Below are 19,159 nucleotides of genomic sequence, written 5' to 3'. Positions count from 1 at the left end.
CGTGACCGCGCGCGCTGCATCGGATGTGTAAGTGGCCATTCGGGTGACCGCTTGTCTCGGGGCTCAGCCGGCCCCGTCCTCAACCGGAAGGCGCCGGCGACCGCGCTCGCGCTCCGTGCGCTCGTCCTCGTCCGCCGAGCGGGGTGTCCTCCCGGTGCGAGCAGAGTATCCCCGCCCGCGCGCCACGCGGGGACCGTTATCGGATTGTTCCCGTATTCGTTCCGAACCGGTCATTCCGGCTGGCAGCGCGGGCACCAGCCGTGTCCCTCAGTTCTGGCATCGAGGGCACCAGAACGCCTGCCGGTCGGTGCTTCCGCGGCCCTCGACGACCGGATCACCCAGCCACTCCATGCGGATCGGCGTGCCGCACCGGCGGCACGGCTTGCCGGCCCTGCCGTAGACCCAGGTGCCCTGCCCCCGGCGGGTGTTGCCGGTGAAGATGCGCTCGGGACGGTCCCGATTGGCGACGATCACGCGGCGGCTGAGGTCGATCCAGGCGGGGAGGTCGGGCGTCGCATCGACCGGCCGAGTGGGCAGGACTCCGCGGAGAAAGCAGATCTCGCTGCGGTAGACGTTGCCGAGTCCCGCCATCACCCGCTGGTCGAGGATGGCGATGCCGATCGGCCGGCTGCCCTCAGCGCGGAGACGGCGCTCCGCCTCCGCCGCATCCCAGTCGGGACCGAGGAGGTCCGGTCCCAGATAGCCGACCGCGTCGTCCTCGTCGGCGGTGGGCAGGATCTCGAGCACGCCGAGCGCGAACCCGACCGCCTGCACGTCGGCGGTGTCGAGCACGATGCGCGCCTCGTGCGCGGGCCGCCGCCAGCGCCCGCCGGTCGGGTAGACCTGCCAGACGCCCTCCATCTTGAGGTGGGAGTGGATGGTGCTCTCGCCGACGCGCATCAGCAGGTGCTTGCCGCGCGACACCACCTCATGCACGGTCTGGCCTGTCAGGTCGACGGTCGCGAAGCGCGGGACGCGGACGTCGCAGCCGGTGAGGACCTTGCCGCGCAGCGCCGCGTCGAGGCGGCGGGCAGCCTGATAGACGGTGTCGCCCTCAGGCACGGAGCCGCAGCCCTCGTGGAGTGGCGCTGAAGCCCGCCGCCTCCAGCGCGCGGCCGACGTCGGTGCCGAGCACGAACTCGCCGTCCGCCTTCTCGATGGCGAGCTTGTCGACGGCGCCGCGGCGCACGAGGTCGGCGAGGGCGGCCGTCGCCTGGGTGAGGTCGCCGGGGTCCTGCGTGAAGGTGAGGAGGGTCTTGCCGCCGCGCTCCAGGTAGAGTCCGAGCTCCCCGTCGAGCAGGACGACGAGGCCGCCCGCCTTCCGGCCGGGCCGATGCCCCTCCATCGGCGGCCAGGGCAGCGCTGCGCCGTAGGGGTTCGCGGGGTCGGTCGCGGCGAGAGCCAGCGCGGTGGTCTCGCCGCGCTCGTCGCCCGGGTCTCGGCTGAACGAGCGCAGCCGGTCGACGGCACCCGAGGTGGCGAACTGGGCGGCGCCGAGGGAGGAGATGAAGTAGCCGCGGCGGGCCTTGCCGCTCTCCTCGAAGGCGCTGAGGGTCTTGTAGACGAGGGCGAAGCCGCCCGGCACCCGCTCGCTGGCCACCGCTCCGCGCGTGACGACGCCGTGCCGGTCGAGCAGCAGCTCGGCGGTCGCGGCCGCGCGCACGGTCGGCTCCGTCTCCGGCAGAGGCACGATCGACCAGCGCCCGCCGACGATCGGGGCGCCGGACCGGCTGGGCATCGCCGGTCGCGGCAGGCTGTGGCCCCGGAACGAGCGGGCGCGGGTGGGTCGCCGCGGCTGCCGGTGCGCGGATCCGCCCGAGCCGACGAGGGCGCGCAGAGGGGCGAACGTGTCGTTCGTGACGAGCCCCGCCCAGACGAGGTTCCAGAGCGCGGTCGTCATGGCCTCGTCGTCGAGGCTGCCGACGGAGTCGGACAGCTGACGGAAGAAGTAGGCACCGCCGCTGCCGAGGGCGGCGAGGATCTCACGCTCGAGCGGGCTCAGCTCGGGCTCGACGGCGTCGGGAAGGGTGACGGCCACGGTGTCCGCGAGGTGCAGACTGACCCAGCCGTCGTTGCCGGGCAGGGCGCCGGAGCCGCTCCACAGCACCTCGCCCGTCGCGGTCAGCTCGTCGAGCATCGCCGGGGAGTAGTCGCGGACCCGCGCGGGCAGCACGAGGCTCTCCCACGCCGACGCGGGGACCGGCACGCCCGCGAGCTGGTCGATGACGGCGGCCACCCCGTCGACCCCGCGCAGCCGGCCGCCCACCTGCTGCCAGGCGGGGAGAAAGCGCGCGTAGGCGGCGTGGTCGACCGGCTCGACCTCCTTGCGGAGTGCCGCGAGGGAGCGGCTGCGCAGCCGGCGCAGCACCTCGGCGTCGCACCACTCGGTGCCCTGGCCGCCGGGGCGGAACTCGCCGTCGACGACGCGGCGCTGGGCGGCGAGCCGGCGGAGCGTGTCGGTGACGACGGCGATGCCGAGGCCCAGGCGAGCCGCCGCCTGGTGGGCGGTGAAGGGACCGTGGGTGCGGGCGTAGCGGCCGACGAGGTCGCCGAGCGGGTCATCGACGGGCTCGACGAAGGCGGTGGGGGTGCCGATCGGGAGGGGGACGCCGATCGCGTCGCGCAGCCTGCTGGCGTCCTCGATCGCCGCCCACCACTCGGCGCCGGCGAAGCTGACGTGCAGCGCCCGGCGGGTGGCGACCAGTTCGTCGAGCCACGAGGCGGCGGCGCCGGCGCCCTCGGGCTGGACCCGGGCGGCGACCTCCTCGGTGGTGAGCGGGCCGAGCAGGCGCAGCAGATCCGCGACGCCTTCGAGATCGCGCACCTTGCGGTCGTCCGCGAGGCGCTGCAGCTCGCGCTCCGTGCGCTCGATCACGGCGGGGTCGAGCAGCTCGCGCAGCTCCGTGCGGCCGAGCAGCTCGGACAGCAGTGACGCGTCGAGCGACAGGGCCGCCGCGCGGCGCTCCGCGAGCGGGCTGTCGCCCTCGTACATGAAGGCGCCGACGTAGCCGAACAGGATGGAGCTCGCGAACGGCGACGCCGCCTCCGTGGTCGTCTCGACGAGGCGGATGCGGCGCGAGGCGATCTCCCGCGCGATGGCGTCGAGTGAGGGCAGATCGTAGACGTCCTGCAGCACCTCGCGGATCGTCTCGAGGATGATCGGGAACGACGGGAACTTGCGGGCGACGTCGAGCAGCTGGGACGCCCGCTGCCGCTGCTGCCACAGCGGCGAGCGGCGGGCCGGGTTGTAGCGGGGCAGCAGCAGGGCGCGGGCCGCGCACTCGCGGAAGCGGGACGCGAAGAGGGCGGATCCGGCGACCTCGGCTGTCACGACGGCGTCGAGCTCGTCGGGATCGAAGACGAACAGCTCGGCGCCAGGCGGTTCCGCGTCGGTATCCGGGATGCGCACGACGATGCCGTCGTCGCTCGCGATCGTGTTGCCGTCGATGCCGTACCGCTCCTCGACGCGCGCGCCGACGGCGAGCGCCCAGGGCGCGTGCACCTGCATGCCGAACGGGGAATGCAGCACGACCCGCCAGTCGCCGAGCTCGTCGTGGAAGCGCTCGACGACCAGGGTGCGGTCGCTCGGCAGGGTGCCGGTCGCGCTGCGCTGGTCGGCGAGGTAGGCGAGCAGGTTGCCCGCGGCGCGCTCGTCCAGCCCGAGCGCCGTCACGCGCTCCGTCGCAGGCCCCTCGTCGAGCCCGCCGATCTCGCGGACGAATGCGCCGATGGCGCGGCCCAGCTCGGCGGGGCGGCCGATGCCGTCGCCCTTCCAGAACGGCACTCGGCCGGGCTCGCCGAAGGCGGGCGTGACGAGGACGCGGTCGTGGGTGATCTCCTGGATGCGCCAGCTGGTCGCGCCGAGCGCGAAGACGTCGCCGACCCGCGACTCGTACACCATCTCCTCGTCGAGCTCGCCGACACGGGACGAGCCGCCGGCGTCCCCGACCATGAACACGCCGAAGAGCCCGCGGTCGGGGATCGTTCCGCCGGAGGTGACCGCGAGCCGCTGGGCGCCGGGCCGGCCCGAGAGGGTGCCGGCGTCGCGATCCCAGACGAGGCGCGGGCGCAGCTCCGCGAACTCGTCGGACGGATAGCGGCCGGCGAGGAGGTCGAGGGTCGCCTCATACGCGGAGCGGGGCAGCGAGCCGAACGGCGCGCTGCGCCGGACGAGGTCGAACCACTCCTCGACGTCGAGGTCGTCCATCGCGGACGCCGCGACGGTCTGCTGGGCGAGGATGTCGAGAGGGTTGGCGGGCACCGCGAGAGCCTCGATCTCGCCCGCCACCATGCGGCCCGCGACCACGGCCGACGACACGAGGTCGGCGCGGTGCGTCGGATAGAGGACGCCGCGGGAGACCTCGCCCACCTGGTGGCCGGCGCGGCCGAGCCGCTGCAGGCCGCTGGCGACGGCGGGCGGAGCGCCGACCTGGACGACGAGGTCGACGGCGCCCATGTCGATGCCGAGCTCGAGGCTCGACGTGGCGACGACGCAGCGGAGGCGTCCGCTCTTGAGGTCGTCCTCGATGGTGGCGCGCTGCTCCTTGCTGACGGACCCGTGGTGGGCGCGCGCGAGGACCGGGTCGGCGCCGCGGGTGCTGCCGCTCTGTCCCGGCGCGAGCGCCGCGGGCACACCGGCGGGCGCGAGCTCCAGCTCGAGCCGCTCCGACCACACCTCGTTGAGGCGGGCGGTGAGGCGCTCGGCGAGCCGCCTCGAGTTCGCGAACACGATCGTCGAGCGCTGCTGGGCCACGAGGTCGACGATCGCCTCCTCCACGTGCGGCCAGATCGAGCCGTGCGCCGGAGCCCCGGTGCCGGTCTCGGGCGCCGGCGGGGCGCCGAGGTCGCTCATGTCGTCGACCGGCACCACGACGCGGAGGTCGAAGCGCTTGCTGGCGCTCGGCGCGACGATGGTGACCGGCGCCCGCCCGCCGAGGAAGCGCGCCACCTCGTCGAGGGGTCGCACGGTGGCGGACAGGCCGATGCGCTGCGCGGGCTGGGACAGGAGGGCGTCGAGGCGCTCGAGGGAGAGCGCGAGATGCGAGCCCCGCTTGGTGCCGGCCACGGCGTGCACCTCGTCGACGATGACCGTCTCGACGCCGCGGAGGGTCTCTCGCGCGTTCGAGGTGAGCATCAGGTACAGCGACTCCGGCGTCGTGATGAGGATGTCCGGCGGATCGCGCAGCAGCTTCTGGCGGTCTGACGAGGGGGTGTCGCCGGAGCGGACGCCGACCCGGATGTCGGGCGCCGTGCCGCCGAGTCGCTTCGCCGTCTGGGTGATGCCGACGAGCGGGCTGCGCAGGTTGCGCTCCACGTCGACGCCGAGGGCCTTGATGGGGGAGAGGTAGAGGATTCGCGTGCGCGGCACCTCCGGATCCGGGGTGCCGGCGGCGGCGAGCCGGTCGATCGACCAGAGGAAGGCGGCGAGGGTCTTGCCGGATCCGGTCGGCGCGACGACGAGGGCGTTGGCGCCCTTCGAGATGGCCTCCCACGCGCCGAGCTGCGCTCCGGTGGGCTCGGGGAAGGCGCCCGCGAACCACTCCCGGGTGGCGGGCGAGAAGCGGCCGAGCCCGTCGTGCTCGGCGGATGAGGTCATGACCTCATTCTCCGCGCGACCACCGACATCGCCTCAGCGCCATCGATCAGCGGCGCCGGTCGCGGAGGAAGCCGACGATGTCGGTGAGCTCCTGCTGGGACACCGAGTGGCCGAGTCCCTCGTAGATGCGGGCGTCGAGCGTGACGTGATCGGGGAGCCACTGCGCGGTGTGCTGCACCGCGACGCGCGGGATGACGTCGTCCGCAGTGCCGCGGCCCCAGAACACCGGCGGGCGGAGCCGGGCGAGCTCCTCGTCGCCCTCCACGTCGCCCGAGGTGACGTAGCCGGAGAGCAGCACGGCGTGATCGAAGCGGGCGGGCGCGTGCCGCATCGCCTGGGCGGCCACCGCCGCTCCCTGCGAGAAGCCGAGGATGCCGATGGACGGCGGCTGCACCGGCAGCGCGTCGAGCCAGGCGAGCACCGCGCGGGCCGCCGCGTCGACGCCCTCGCTGTTCGGGTCGCCGGGAGTGCCGAGGTCGTACCAGGACCAGCCCGGACCGTAGCGGGTGGGGGCGCGCAGGGACGCGATCACGGGGTGCAGGGGCAGCTGGGGCGACATCCCGAAGAGGTCGCCCTCGTCCGCGCCGACGCCGTGCAGGAGGACGAGGAGCGGCCGCTCGGCGAGCTCCTCAATGCGCGCCGACCACAGCACGGCGGCCGGGTCGACGACGGGGTCGGGCAGCTGCTCCATCCGTCGATCCTCGCATCGGCACGCTGTGGGCGCTCAGGGGTTGCCGGGGAGCACCGGAGCGGCTGGTAAGAATGGGGGGTATGAGCTTCGTCCGCACGCCCGACCCGACCCCCGGCTGGCTGAGCGATGAGGAGCTCGCGGTCATCCGCCAGCGCCTGCCGCTGCTCTACGTCGAGGCGGTCCCGGTGCGGGTCGACGGGATGGGCCAGGTGACCGAGGTGGGTCTGCTGCTGCGGGTCAACCCGGACGGCCAGATCAGCCGCACGATCGTGTCGGGCCGCGTGATGTACGGCGAGAGCCTGCGCGACGCGCTCTTCCGCCACCTCGAGAAGGACCTCGGGCCGATGGCGTTCCCGCAGCTGCCGGCGAGCCCGACGCCGTTCTCGGTGCCGGAGTACTTCCCGCCGCCCACGCTCGGGCAGTACAGCGACGGGCGGCAGCACGCGGTGGCGCTCGCCTACGTCGTGCCCGTGACGGGCACGTGCGATCCGCGGCAGGACGCGCTCGAGCTCACCTGGATGACTCCGGAGGAGGCGGCGAGCCCCTCGGTGTCCGCGGAGATGGAGGGCGGGCGCGGCGCGCTGGTGCGCGCCGCACTCGCCTCGGTGGGCCGGCTGCCGTAGCGGCCGACCCGACTGCTCAGTCGGGGCGCCGGCTCAGCGGCCGCCGCGGCGGCGACCGCCGCCGCCGTTGCCTCGCGACACGGCCATGCCCGTCGTCGGACGGCCCGACTCGGTGCGGCCGGGACGGCCGGACTCGCCGCGAGCGGGACGGCGATCGCCGCCGCCGGCGGCGGGACGGCCCGAGCCGCCGGCGCGGGCGGCGCGCTTGCGCTGCGCGTTCGCACCGGTGGAGGTGCCGGGCTGCTGCACGTGCTGCTTCGGCACGTAGCGGACGTGCGGCGCGACCACGCCGACGAGCTCGGCGATAGTGTCGGTCGCCGACGACGCGGCGACGGTGATGTCGGCCTTGCGCAGCAGGGCCTTCACGTCGCGGCGCTGCTCGGGCAGGACGACGGTGACGACGCTGCCCTCCTTGCCGGCGCGCGCGGTGCGGCCGGAGCGGTGCAGGTACGCCTTGTGCTCGGTGGGCGGGTCGACGTGCACGACGAGATCGACGTCGTCGACGTGGACGCCGCGCGCGGCGACGTCGGTCGCGACGAGCACCTTCACGTCGCCCGCGCCGAACTCGGCGAGGTTGCGGTCGCGAGCCGCCTGGGACAGGTTGCCGTGCAGGTCGACCGCCGGGATGCCCGACTCGGTCAGCTGCTTCGCGAGCTTCTTCGCGGCGTGCTTGGTGCGCAGGAAGAGGACGCGGCGCTCGCTGCCGGAGGCGAGGGTGCGGACGAGGTCGCGCTTGGCCTCGGCGCCGTCCACCTCGAGCACGTGGTGCGTCATCGCGGCGACGGGCGAGTTCGCCTCGTCGACGGAGTGCAGCACCTGGTCGTGCAGGAACCGGTTCACGAGCTTGTCCACGCCGTTGTCGAGCGTCGCGGAGAACAGCAGCCGCTGACCGCCGGCCGGGGTCGCCGCCAGGATGCGGGTGACGCCGGGCAGGAAGCCGAGGTCGGCCATGTGGTCCGCCTCGTCGATGACCGTGATCTCGACGGCGTCGAGGGTGAGGAAGCGCTGCTTCATGAGGTCCTCGAGGCGGCCCGGGCAGGCGACGACGATGTCGACGCCGGCCTTGAGCGCGGACACCTGGCGGTTCTGGGAGACGCCGCCGAAGATGGTCGTCACCGTGAGGCCGTACGGCTGGGCGAGCGGCTCGAGGACGTTCGCGATCTGGGTGGCCAGCTCGCGGGTCGGGGCGAGCACGAGGCCGGTCGGACGGCCCGGGCGGCGCTTGCCGCCGGCGAGAGAGCCGGCGAGGCGGGCGACGAGCGGGATGGAGAACGCGAGCGTCTTGCCGCTGCCGGTCTTGCCGCGGCCGAGGACGTCCCGGCCCGCGAGCGTGTCGCGGAGGGTGTCGGCCTGGATGGGGAACGGCTCGGTCACGCCCTGCTCGGCGAGTGTGGAGACGAGGCGCTCGGGGACGCCGAGCGCAGCGAAGGAGGAGGTCAAATCAGTGCCTTTCAGGCATGCATCGGCCGGGAGCGGCCGCAGTTGGCGAGTGCGCCGGGAGGCGCATCCGTTCGCCGGCAGAATGTGATCCTCGACGCGGCCTGTTCAGGCTGCGGAGAGAGTGGCGTTCTTTCGACGCAGGCGCACGCAGATGGGCGCCGTGTGGGGCAACCGTATCAGGCGGCGTCGTATTCCGGCTCGCCGAGCCGGGAGGACCAGGTCGGGGCGAGCTGCTTGAGCCGCGCCGACCGCCACTGCCAGAGCGCCCAGAGGCCCGGCCAGACCGCCGCGGTGAACGGGCCGGCGGAGAAGCGCAGCTGCTCCCGGTACAGGGTCTTGCCCGGGTCCTTCGGATCGCGCGCGATGGCGATCCGGTGGTCCCACTCGGTGAAGAGCCGGTTGAGGCCGGTGACCCCCGCGCCGGCGTCGCGCATGATCTGCACGCCTTCGTGGCGCCGCTCGGGGAACTCGAGCGAGATGACCTGCTCGCCGAGCGGGATGATGCCGGCCGCCTTCATCGCGACCGGGTGGTCGCCGCCCTCCCAGCGGTTCGGGAAGCCCTTCGGCTCGAGGGAGCGCACGCTGATGAGGGGCGTGTAGACCTCGCGCAGGACCGCCGGCGACTGGATCGCGCGCCAGGCGGCCTCGGGCTCGCAGTCGAGGACCAGCTTGAGCAGTACCCGCATGGCGGCAGTCTCGCACGCGACCCTGGGAGGGGGAATCCCGGTGGCCCTCCGTCGGTTGGGTATGACAAGCAACCATCGAAGGAGACGCCGTGAAGGCTGTGCTGAACGACACCGTGCTCGCCGAGGCCCACGAGGACGAGCTCGTCCGCATCGAGGGCAACTGGTACTTCCCGCCGAAGAGCGTGAACTCCGAGCTGCTCGAGGAGAGCAAGACCCCGTACTTCTGCCCCTGGAAGGGCGAGTGCCAGTACTTCAGCGTCAAGGACGGCGACGGCCTGCTGCAGGACCGCGCCTGGAGCTACCCGACGCCCCTTCCGACCGCGTTCGACCGCGTCGGCACCGACTTCTCCGGCTACGTCGCCTTCTGGAAGGAAGTGCAGGTCGTCGAGTAACGGCCGCATCCCTCTTCGTCGAGCGCGCCCTGCGCCGAGTGCACCCGGTGGCACCGAGTGCACCCCGTGCCCAGGGCGCGCTCGGTGTTCCAGGGCGCACTCGGCGCTGGCCCCGGGGCGCCTCTAGGTGGCGGGCGGGGAGTCCGCCGCGGCGCGCATCGCGGCCCGGCGCTGCGCCGGCGTGACCTCGCGGCGCGCCCACGTGATGACGCGGCTCTGGTCGAATCCGCGCCCGCAGAGCCGGCAGGACAGCGGCGCCTGCGGCGCCTTGTAGCGGTAGTGCGTGTGCCCGCCCGGGCACGTACCCACCCAGGGGGCGAGCTCGTGCGCCGTCTCCCCGTCGTGCACGCGGGCGCCGGTGTAGCCGAGCTTCCGGGCCGTGCTCAGCCAGCGCGGCCCATGGCCGGCGCGGTGCCCGGCGAGCCCGTGCGCCACCTCGTGCAGCAGCACCTGGTCGACCTCGGCGAGGGTCCACCGGGCCGCCAGGTAGCGCGACACCGTGATCTTCCGATCCGAGTAGTTGCACAGCCCCGCGCGCCTCTTCGCGTCGTCGAAGCCGAAGGTCCAGCCCCTGCCGAGGTGGGCGGCGAGCAGCGCCTCGGCGCGCGCGCGGACCAGAGCGAGTTCCGCCATCGGTTCCTCCCTTACTCCGGCACGCCTGCCGAGGCTAACCCCCGCCTCCGACGGCGGGTGGAGCACGCGCCGATCACGCCGGGGTCAGCGCGATCCGCACCAGCCGATCGTCTCCCTCCCGCGGCGAGCCGCGCCCGTCGGTGTTATTGGTGAGGAACCAGAGCGAGTCGTCGGGCGCCAGCAGCACGTCCCGGATCCGCCCGTAGGCGCCCCCGAAGTACTCGGTGGCGACCGCCTCGCCGCCGGTCGCCGCCCCCTGGATCATCCAGAGCCGCTCACCGCCGAGCCCCGCGAGGAACAGGGTGTCGCCCGCGACGGCGAGGCCGCTCGGGCTCGCCTCGTCCGTCCCCCACTGGTACACCGGGTTCACGAAGCGCCCGTCGTCGCCGGTCCCCTCGACGACCGGCCACCCGTAGTTCGCCCCCGGCTCGATGCGGTTCAGCTCGTCCCACGTGTTCTGCCCGAACTCCGCGGCGAACAGCACGCCGTCCGCCGTCCACGCGATCCCCTGCGGGTTGCGGTGACCCATCGACCAGACGAGGGAGTCGCCGAAGGGGTTGCCGTCCGGCACCCCGCCCTCCGGCGTCATCCGGAGGATCTTGCCGTTGAGGGACGCGGGGTCCTGCGCCGAGTCGCGCACCCCGGCGTCGCCCACGGTCGCGTACAGCATGCCGTCGGGGCCGAACGCGATGCGCCCGCCATCGTGGTTGACCGCCTTCAGCAGCCCGGAGAGGACGACCGTCGGCGCGCCGAGCGCCAGTGACCCGGCGCCGCCGGTGAGCGGCATCCGCACGATGCGGTTGTCGTCCTGGGCGGTGAAGTAGGCGTACAGCCAGCGCTCGCCGTCCTCCTCGAGCAGGGTGAGGCCCAGCAGTCCGCCCTCGCCGCTCGGCACGACGCCGTCCACCCGGCCCGCCTCCCGCGTCTGCCCGTCGGCCGTCACCTCGAGGATGTTCGCGGCATCCCGCTGGCTGATGAGGATCGAGCCGTCGACCGGCACCACCGACCATGGCGCGTCGAGTCCGGTCACCACGTCGCTCGGTTCGCCCGCCGGCTGGACGGGTCCGGTCGGCCCCGCAGGGGTCGGTGTTGCGGACGGCGATGCCGGGGGCGACGACGCCGACGGCAGGGGAACGGGCGTGCCGACGCTCCCGCCTCCGCTCGAGGTGCAGCCCGCGAGCCCGACCGCGAGGAGCGCGCCGAGGAGCGCCGTCCCCGCGCCGCTCCGTCGCGAACCCATGGGGGTACCGTTCCACCCACCCCGCACCAAATCAAGGAGATCCGGTCGCGAACCGGTCCCGATCCGCATGGATCGCGGCTCGAAGGCCGGTATCTCCTTGATTCGTCACCACCAGCGCTGGCCTGCGCGGGAGGGGTCAGTCGCGGTCCACCGCGAGGAACGTGCGCGCCGGCGGGGGAGAGGGCTTGGCCGCCGCATCCGTGACGACCGGGGCGCCCGCGATGAAGTCCCGCAACTCCCGGCCGGCGACCGCCTTCGAGGGGTGCGGGCCCGCGGCGAGCAGCCGCGGCAGCCACTCGAGGGGGAGCGGGGCGTTGGACCCGACCAGCACGATGTTGCCGAAGCGCCGCCCCTTGAGGATCTGGGTCTCGGCGAGCGCCGCCACCTCGGCGACCGCCGCGCCCAGGGTCGCGGCCTGCCCGCGGGCGAAGGCGAGGCCCGGCCCGTCGGCGAGGTTCACCGCGATGACGCCGCCCGGCGCGAGGAGGGCCGCGACCTCCCGGTAGAACTCGACGCTCGTCACGTGCGCCGGGATCTGCGAGCCGCTGAAGATGTCGACGACGACGAGGTCGACCGTGCCGGTCAGGGCCCGCGGCAGCTTGCCGAGCCCGGCGCGCGCGTCTCCGTACCGGACGCGGATGCCCGAGTCGGAGGGCAGCGGGAGATGCTCACGGACGAGGTCGACGAGCGCGGGCTCGAGCTCGAGCACCTGCTGCCGGGACCCCGGACGTGTCGCGAGCACATACCGCGGCAGCGTCAGCGCGCCGGCGCCGAGGTGCACGGCGGTGAGGGGCTCGCCCGGCTCCCGCAGCAGGTCGATGACGTGGGCGATCCGCTGGATGTACTCGAAGCCGAGCTCGCGCGGATCGTCCGGGTTCACCTGGGACTGCGGTGTGCCGTCGACGACGAGGTTGACGAACCCGGGGCGCCACCGGTCGGGTTCCAGGACGGCCCGCATGCCGTTGGACAGCGTTGCTTCGGGTTCGGGCTCCGGCTTCACTCCGGCATCCTGTCACGCGGCTGCGGCTGCGGTGGCGCCCCGCCTCGTCCCGGCCACAGCGGACGCCCCACCTTCCCCGAAGCTGCGGTCGGTAGGGTGCACCCGGACAGCACCCCAGGAGGACGCCATGAGCGGGTCGTACACGAGCAGGCCCTTCGGCGCCGGGCGTCGGCCCGGCTCGCCACGGACGAACGCCGCATGGTGGGACCGTCTCGAGCAGCTGCGCGAGAGCGTCGAGGAGCGCGTCGCCGGTCGCGGAGGCGGGCGCGACCTGCGGAGCGCGATCCTCGAGGTGCTGGCCGCCGCGCCGGGACACGGTTACGCCGTTCTCCGCGCGATCGAGGAGCGCAGCGCCGGTGCGTGGTCGCCGACGCCGGGCGAGGTGTACCCGACGCTGCAGCTGCTCGCCGACGAGGGGCTCGTCGTCGCGCAGGACGCGGGCGGCAGGAAGGTCTACTCCCTCACCGACCTCGGGCGCGCGGAGGCGCAGGCAGCGGCGAGCGGCTCGAGCGCTTTCGAGTCCGAGCCCGGCCGTCGGGGATCGCTGCCGAGGGCGGGCGCCAAGCTGGCCCAGGCCGCCGCTCAGGTCGCCCAGAACGGGTCCGCGGAGCAGATCGCGGAAGCCGTCGAGGCGCTCGACGAGGCGCGGCGCAAGCTCTACTCGATCCTCGCCCGAGACTGACCGGCGTGCCGGACGCTGAGCGACGCCGGGACGCCCCGGTGGCGTTCGACCGGCGCGGCCGCGCGCGCTACCGCCGCATCCTCCGCTTCGCCGCCCGGTACATGGTCGAGAACTGGTGGTTCGAGCTCGTCCTGCCGCGATTCGGGCTCGCCCGGCTCGGCGCCCGCGGCCGCACCCGCCGATGGCAGCGGATGGCCCGCCACTACTTCGCGCTGGCGACGAGCCTCGGCGGACTGATGATCAAGGTGGGGCAGTTCCTCTCCTCCCGGCTCGACGTGCTGCCTCCCGAGGTGACGCGGGAGCTCGAGGGGCTCCAGGACGAGGTCCGGCCGGAGGACTTCGCGGCGATCCGCGCGCTCGCCGAAGCGGAGCTGGGGACGCCCCTCGAGCAGGCGTTCGCCGCCTTCGACGCGACCCCCATGGCGGCCGCGTCGCTGGGCCAGGCCCATCGGGCGCGCCTCCGGCCCGAGGACGCGGCGGACACCGGCTTCGCCGACGTCGTCCTGAAGGTGCAGCGTCCCGACATCGGGATGATCGTCGACGTCGACCTCGCCGCCCTGCGCCGGGTGGCGGGCTGGCTGAGCCGCGTGAAGCTCGTCTCGCGCCGGGTCGACCTGCCGGCGCTCGCCGAGGAGTTCGCGGAGACGAGCCTCGACGAGATCGACTATCTGCACGAGGCCCGGAACGCGGAGCGGTTCGCGCGCCAGTTTGACGGCGACCCGCGGGTGCGCGTGCCGGGCATCGCCTGGGAGCGGACGACCCGGCGGATCCTCACCCTCGAGGACGTCAGCGCCATCAAGATCAACGACCTCGACGGGCTGAGATCGGCGGGAATCGACCCGTCCGAGGTCGCGCAGGTCTTCGCGTCGGTCATGTTCGACCAGCTCTTCGTCGCGGGGTTCTTCCACGGGGACGCACACCCCGGGAACCTGTTCGTCACCCCGCTCGACGCGCCGCGCGGCGGCGACGGCGCCCCTGCGGGCGGGCCCGAGTGGACGCTCACGTTCGTCGACTTCGGCATGATGGGCGCCATCCCGGACCGCCTCCGCGAGGGCCTGCGGCAGTACATCATCGCGGTGGCGGCTCGGGACGGGCGGCGCATCGTCGCCACGATGCGCGAGCTGGGCGTGCTGCTGCCCTCGGCCGACACGCGCGAGCTCGAGCGCACGATGTCGGCGCTGTTCGCCCGCTTCGGCGGGATCGCCGTGCGAGACCTCCAGGCGATCGATCCGCGGGAGCTGCGGGAGTTCGCGATCGAGTTCGGCGACACCATCCGGGCGCTCCCGTTCCAGCTGCCCGAGAACTTCCTCCTCGTCATCCGCGCCGTCTCGCTGATCTCCGGACTCAGCAGCACCCTCGACCCGGATTTCAACATCTGGGACGCCGTCGAGCCCTACGCGGATCGGCTCCTCCGCGAGGAGCGGGGCGGCCTCCTCGGCACGGTCGCGAGCGAGGCCGTGTCGACCGTGCAGCTCGCCGCGCGGCTCCCGCGCCGAGTCGACGACCTCCTCACCCGGATCGACGACGGCGAGCTCGAGGTGGAGGTCCCGCGCGTCGACCGGAGTGTGCGGCGGGTCGAGCGCGCCGTGGGGCGGGTGGTGTCCGCCGTCCTCTTCGCCGGGTTCCTGATCGCCGGCGTGCTGCTGCGCGGCACGGATGAGGTTCCCGGGACGGCGCTCATCGCGGTCTCCGTCCTGCCGCTCGTCCACGCTGTCTTCGGGGGCCTGCTGGCGAACCGGCGGCGGTGACGGCTGCGGCGGACGGTCGACCGAGCGCGCTGTCCGGATAGTCCATGCGCCCGCCTCGCGCGCCCTCGCCGGTGGCTTCGCGACTTCGTCCGGACAGGCGCCTCGCGCAACGCTCTCGCGTCCTGAGGGAGACTGGGAGGGACCTCCGCCTTCGTTCCGCCCGGGGGACCGTCGCCGAGAGGCATCGTAGGAACGTCCATGCATCGAGGAGCTTTCACCATGTCTCCGCGCCGTCCGGCGGACCTAGCCTCGGTTCGCGCCACCTCTCCGCGGATCCCCCGCACCCCCTTGCAAAGGAGCATGATGTTCGGCCAACGAACCCGCATTCCCCGGCTCGCCCTCGCCGGAACCGTCACCGTCGGCCTCGTAGCCGCGCTCGCCGCATGCAGCAGCGGCGGCAGCAGCGCCTCCGGCGGATCCTCCACCGGCGGTGAGCCGGTCGAGATCACCTTCCAGTCCTGGGTGCCGAACATCGACCAGGCCGTCGACGCGTTCAACGCCTCCCACGACGACATCGAGGTCAAGCTCGAGACGATCACCGCGGGCCCGGACGGCGGCTACGCCAAGATGCTCTCGGCCGTGCAGGCCGGCAACCCGGCGGACGTCGTGCAGCTCGGCTACGACGCCATCCCCGACTTCCTCATCAACGACGCGCTCGAGGACATCACCGAGCACGTGGGCGACGCCGAGGACGACTTCGTGCCGTGGCAGTGGCAGACCGGCGTCTTCAACGACAAGGTCTACGCGGTGCCCCAGGCGAGCGGCCCGCTCGGCCAGTTCTACCGCAAGGACATCTTCGACTCCCTCGGCCTCGCCTACCCGACCACCTGGGACGAGTACTACGAGGCGGCGAAGGTGATCCACGCCTCCGACCCGAACAAGTACATCACCGCCTTCGCGTTCAACCAGGCTCCTTGGCTCATCGGCCTCTCGCAGCAGGCGGGCGCCAGCTGGTTCACCGCCGAGGACGACGCGTGGACCGTCTCCATCGACGACGAGGCCACGCTGAAGACCGCGCAGTTCTGGCAGAAGCTCATCGACGAGGGCCTCGTGAAGATCGAGGCCGACTTCTCGAGCGAGTGGAACGCCGACATCCAGAACGGCAACGTCGCGACCTGGATCTCCGGCTCCTGGGCCGACGCGATCCTCCGCGGCACCGCGCCGGACACCGCCGGCAAGTGGGCGGTCGGCCCGATGCCCCAGTGGAACGCCGGCGACAGCGTCTCCGCCACCTGGGCGGGCGGCTCGGCGAGCGCCGTGCTGAAGGGCTCCGACCACCCGGCCGAGGCCGCGGAGTTCGCGCTCTGGCTCAACTCCGACCCGGAGAGCGTCAACATCCTGACGAACGTCGGCGCCGGCTGGCCGGCCGTCGCGGACACGAGCGAGATCACCGCGCTGCAGGACGCCCCCGAGGTGTTCGAGTTCTACGGCGGCCAGGACATCTGGGACGTCTTCGCCGAGTCCGACAAGAGCGTCGACACCTCCTGGAAGTGGCCGCCCCTCTCCTCCACTCTGTTCTCCTCGCTCACGGACAACGTGAAGAGCGCGGTGGACGGCGGCACGCCTCTCGCCGATGCGTTCACCAAGACGCAGGACGACATGGTCGCCGCCCTCGAGGACAAGGGCATCTCGGTCAACTGAGCGCCATGTCCACCACCAGCGACCGGACGGCGGCGGGGCGCGCAAGCGCCCCGCCGCTCCCCGGCCCCTCCGGCCCGTCGGCTCCCGCCGCAGGGCGACGGGGCCGCACCAGGCGCCAGTCCCGCGCCGCGCTCTGGATCCTCATCCTGCCGTTCACGGTCATGTTCGCCGCGTTCTTCGTGGCCCCGATCGTGTTCGCCCTCGTGCAGAGCCTCTTCACCGTCCGCTCCAGCGGGCTCGGCTTCGGGCCCCCCGAGACGGCCTTCGTGTTCCTCGAGAACTACGCGACGGCGCTCGGCTCCGCGTCCTTCGTGGCGAGCCTCGGCCGCCTGCTGCTCTTCTCCCTCATCGAGGTGCCGCTCATGGTCGTCACCTCCCTCGCCCTCGCGCTGCTGCTGGAGTCGGGCCGGGCCCGCTTCCCGCGCTTCTTCCGCGTGCTCTACTTCGCGCCCTACGGCGTTCCCGGCGTCATCGCGGCGCTGCTCTGGGGCTTCCTCTACATCCCCGCGACGAGCCCGGTGCTGCAGGGCCTCGACGCGATCGGCCTCTCACTCAGCCCGCTGTCGAGCGGCGGCGTGCTCTTCGCCATCGCGAACATCGCGCTCTGGGGCTTCGCGGGCTACAACATGTTCATCCTGATCGCCGCGCTGAACGCGATCCCCTCCGAGCTCTACGAGGCCGCCCGCATCGACGGCGCCTCGGAGTGGTCGGTCACGTGGAACATCAAGCTGCCCCTCGTCCGGCCGTCGATCATCCTCGTGACCGTCTTCACGATCATCGGGACGCTGCAGCTGTTCGTCGAGCCGCTCGTGCTGCGACCGCTCACGACGGCGATCAGCTCCGACTTCACGCCCAACCTCGCCGCGTACAACCAGTCGTTCGCGCAGGGGAACCCGAACCTGGCGGCCGCCATGGCCGTGATCGTCGCCCTCGTGGGCTTCGTCTTCTCGTTCGGCTTCCTCCGCCTCGTCAATCGCAAGGGGAACCGCGCATGGTGAGATCCCGCCGGCAGCCGCTCGGCAGCGTGATCGCGGTCAACGCGGTCCTCGTCCTCGCGGCGGCCTACTTCCTGCTCCCGCTGCTGTGGGTCGTCATCGCGGCCACGAAGTCGCCCGGCGACCTGTTCGCGAGCTTCGGGCTCTGGTTCTCCGACTCGCCGCAGGCCCTCGAGAACCTGTCCCGACTGTTCACGCAGGACGGCGGCATCTTCGGCACCTGGGTGCTCAACAGCGTGCTCTACTCGGCGGTCGGCGCGTTCGTCGCGATGGTCCTGTCGGCGGCGTGCGGCTACGCGATCGCCAAGTACGTGTTCCGGGGACGCGAGACGCTGTTCTCGGTGATCCTCGGCGGAGTGCTCGTGCCCGCCACCGTCATCGCCCTGCCGCTCTACTTCCTGCTGAACGCGGCGGGCCTGACCGGCACCTACTGGGCGGTCCTGCTCCCGAGCATGGTCAGCCCGTTCGGCGTCTACCTCGCCCGCATCCAAGCGAACGCCGCGGTTCCGGACGAGGTGATCGAGGCCGCCCGCATCGACGGTGCGGGCGACCTGCGCATCTTCGGCTCGATCGCGACCCGGATGATGGTGCCGGCTCTCGTCACCATCTTCCTGTTCCAGTTCGTGACGATCTGGAACAACTACCTGCTGCCGCTCGTGATGCTGAACGACACGAAGACGTTCCCCATCACGCTGGGACTCACGCTCTGGAACTCACAGACCCAGCGCGATCCGATGTTCTACCAGCTCGTGGTCACGGGGTCCGCCGTGTCGGCCATCCTGCTCGTGGCGCTGATGGTGTCCCTGCAGCGGTTCTGGAAGGCCGACCTGACGGCCGGCGCGACGAAGGGGTGAGTCAGCCCTTCCGCTGGAGGCGGTAGGCGCTCGGACTCACGCCGTGCATCTTCCGGAACTGGCGGGAGAAGTAGAACTGATCGCTCATCCCCACCTCGCGGCCGATCTCACCGATCGGCAGCGTCGTGGTGTCGAGGAGGCGGCGTGCCCGCGCCATCTTCAGCGCGGTGTGGTGGGCCAGCACGCCGCCCCCGGTCGCCTCGCGGAAGAGAGCGGAAAGGTGCGACGGGGAGACACCGACGAGGGCGGCCAGCTCGGGAACCCGGATGGTGCCCTCGATGCGCTCCTCCAGGTAGCGCATCGCCCTCTCGAGCGGCTCGCCCTGCTCGGGCAGGCGACGGTCGACCGCGAGCTGGGTGAGCATGCGCCAGGCCATGCCTGCAGTCGCGAGGAGCCGGGCGGGGGACTGGTCGCGCTCGAGGGAGGCGATGATCTCGTCGAGCATCGACGTCACCCGGTCGACAGCCCGCAGCGACACGGTGAGGCGCGCCGGATCGATCTCGGCTGCCTCGAGGAGGTCCGGCACGTCGGACCCGGTGACGTGGCACCACCAGATCGTCCATGGATCCGTCTCGCTGGCGCCGTAGGAGTGCGGGGCGCCGCCGGGGATCACGATCGCCGTCGACGAGCCGACGCGCGTGCGCACGCCGCCCGTCGAGAACCAGCCGGAGCCCGCGACGCAGACGATGACGATCGTCTCCTCCGCGCCGCCCGGACGGTGACGGCCATGACCTGACGCTCGCGGGAACCAGCCGGCGTCGGTCACGATCAGACGGCGGGTGGCTGGTCGGGCGAGCGCCGCCGCCACGAGCGGCCGCGGCACCACGCACAGCCGCTGATCCTCGAACCCCTCGGCGCGTTCCATCTCGCGATTCTGCCACGCAAGCGGATTCTCCATGCCCGGGCGATCATCTGCCATGGAGGGAAGGCCGGCGGAT

General features: G+C 72.8%; 16 protein-coding genes. 7 read left to right on the top strand and 9 right to left on the bottom strand.

Going from position 1 to position 19,159, the window contains the following annotated elements:
- Window positions 1-267 precede the first annotated feature (267 nt).
- The 3 genes from J3P36_RS09910 to J3P36_RS09900 are packed head-to-tail and all read right to left on the bottom strand — an operon-like array spanning window position 268 to window position 6,287.
- The gene (locus J3P36_RS09910) at window positions 268-1,062 is read right to left on the bottom strand and encodes an Fpg/Nei family DNA glycosylase (protein WP_210507603.1); all 795 of its coding nucleotides are present in this window, start codon (window positions 1,060-1,062) and stop codon (window positions 268-270) included.
- Window positions 1,055-5,596, bottom strand: coding sequence for an ATP-dependent helicase (locus J3P36_RS09905; RefSeq protein WP_210507601.1), 4,542 nt, complete (start codon window positions 5,594-5,596; stop codon window positions 1,055-1,057). Before J3P36_RS09905 ends, J3P36_RS09910 begins: the two co-directional genes overlap by 8 nt.
- Window positions 5,597-5,642: 46 nt before the next feature.
- On the bottom strand, window positions 5,643-6,287 hold the full coding sequence (locus J3P36_RS09900; protein WP_210507599.1) for an alpha/beta hydrolase: 645 nt from the start codon (window positions 6,285-6,287) through the stop codon (window positions 5,643-5,645).
- Between the two features lie 80 nt (window positions 6,288-6,367).
- Here J3P36_RS09900 and J3P36_RS09895 point away from each other — a divergent pair, with 80 nt between their 5' ends.
- Window positions 6,368-6,910, top strand: a complete 543-nt coding sequence (locus tag J3P36_RS09895) for an NUDIX hydrolase family protein (protein WP_210507597.1) — start codon at window positions 6,368-6,370, stop codon at window positions 6,908-6,910.
- Between the two features lie 33 nt (window positions 6,911-6,943).
- Here the strand turns inward: J3P36_RS09895 and J3P36_RS09890 are convergent, their stop codons facing one another.
- Window positions 6,944-8,350 (bottom strand): DEAD/DEAH box helicase, encoded by a 1,407-nt coding sequence (locus tag J3P36_RS09890; protein WP_210507595.1) that lies wholly within the window; start codon window positions 8,348-8,350, stop codon window positions 6,944-6,946.
- A gap of 176 nt (window positions 8,351-8,526) precedes the next feature.
- Entirely contained in the window at window positions 8,527-9,036 is a 510-nt protein-coding gene (locus J3P36_RS09885) for a hypothetical protein (protein ID WP_210507593.1), read from the bottom strand.
- An 89-nt stretch (window positions 9,037-9,125) separates the two neighbouring features.
- Here J3P36_RS09885 and J3P36_RS09880 point away from each other — a divergent pair, with 89 nt between their 5' ends.
- Window positions 9,126-9,428, top strand: coding sequence for a DUF427 domain-containing protein (locus J3P36_RS09880; RefSeq protein WP_210507591.1), 303 nt, complete (start codon window positions 9,126-9,128; stop codon window positions 9,426-9,428).
- Window positions 9,429-9,551: 123 nt separating this feature from the next.
- On the opposite strand, the gene J3P36_RS09875 is transcribed toward J3P36_RS09880, so the two are convergent.
- The 3 genes from J3P36_RS09875 to J3P36_RS09865 all read right to left on the bottom strand — a co-directional run bounded on the left by J3P36_RS09875 (window position 9,552) and on the right by J3P36_RS09865 (window position 12,259).
- Entirely contained in the window at window positions 9,552-10,061 is a 510-nt protein-coding gene (locus J3P36_RS09875) for a SprT-like domain-containing protein (protein WP_210507589.1), read from the bottom strand.
- A gap of 73 nt (window positions 10,062-10,134) precedes the next feature.
- Window positions 10,135-11,301, bottom strand: a complete 1,167-nt coding sequence (locus J3P36_RS09870; RefSeq protein ID WP_210507582.1) for a sorbosone dehydrogenase family protein — start codon at window positions 11,299-11,301, stop codon at window positions 10,135-10,137.
- A 136-nt stretch (window positions 11,302-11,437) separates the two neighbouring features.
- On the bottom strand, window positions 11,438-12,259 hold the full coding sequence (locus J3P36_RS09865; protein WP_210507887.1) for a spermidine synthase: 822 nt from the start codon (window positions 12,257-12,259) through the stop codon (window positions 11,438-11,440).
- Window positions 12,260-12,428: 169 nt separating this feature from the next.
- On the opposite strand from J3P36_RS09865, the gene J3P36_RS09860 reads away from it, so the two are divergent.
- The 5 genes from J3P36_RS09860 (at window position 12,429) to J3P36_RS09840 (ending at window position 18,221) form a co-directional block, all read left to right on the top strand.
- A complete protein-coding gene (locus tag J3P36_RS09860) occupies window positions 12,429-12,983 on the top strand; it encodes a PadR family transcriptional regulator (protein WP_210507580.1) in 555 nt (184 codons plus the stop codon).
- A 5-nt stretch (window positions 12,984-12,988) separates the two neighbouring features.
- Window positions 12,989-14,731 carry an AarF/UbiB family protein gene (locus J3P36_RS09855; RefSeq protein ID WP_307807032.1) on the top strand — a complete coding sequence of 581 codons (1,743 nt, stop codon included), beginning with the start codon at window positions 12,989-12,991 and terminating at the stop codon, window positions 14,729-14,731.
- Window positions 14,732-15,034: 303 nt separating this feature from the next.
- A complete protein-coding gene (locus J3P36_RS09850; protein WP_210507578.1) occupies window positions 15,035-16,372 on the top strand; it encodes an ABC transporter substrate-binding protein in 1,338 nt (445 codons plus the stop codon).
- Window positions 16,373-16,377: 5 nt separating this feature from the next.
- Window positions 16,378-17,370 carry a carbohydrate ABC transporter permease gene (locus J3P36_RS09845; protein WP_210507576.1) on the top strand — a complete coding sequence of 331 codons (993 nt, stop codon included), beginning with the start codon at window positions 16,378-16,380 and terminating at the stop codon, window positions 17,368-17,370.
- Window positions 17,364-18,221 carry a carbohydrate ABC transporter permease gene (locus J3P36_RS09840; protein WP_210507574.1) on the top strand — a complete coding sequence of 286 codons (858 nt, stop codon included), beginning with the start codon at window positions 17,364-17,366 and terminating at the stop codon, window positions 18,219-18,221. Before J3P36_RS09845 ends, J3P36_RS09840 begins: the two co-directional genes overlap by 7 nt.
- Before the next feature lies 1 nt (window position 18,222).
- Here J3P36_RS09840 and J3P36_RS09835 read toward each other — a convergent pair whose 3' ends face one another.
- Window positions 18,223-19,086 carry an AraC family transcriptional regulator gene (locus J3P36_RS09835; protein WP_210507572.1) on the bottom strand — a complete coding sequence of 288 codons (864 nt, stop codon included), beginning with the start codon at window positions 19,084-19,086 and terminating at the stop codon, window positions 18,223-18,225.
- Between the last annotated feature and the right edge of the window lie 73 nt (window positions 19,087-19,159).

This window comes from Naasia sp. SYSU D00057 (assembly GCF_017916505.1).
Taxonomy (GTDB): Bacteria; Actinomycetota; Actinomycetes; order Actinomycetales; family Microbacteriaceae; genus Naasia.
Note: the sequence above shows the minus strand (reverse complement) of the source record. Positions and strands in the feature narration are given on the sequence as shown.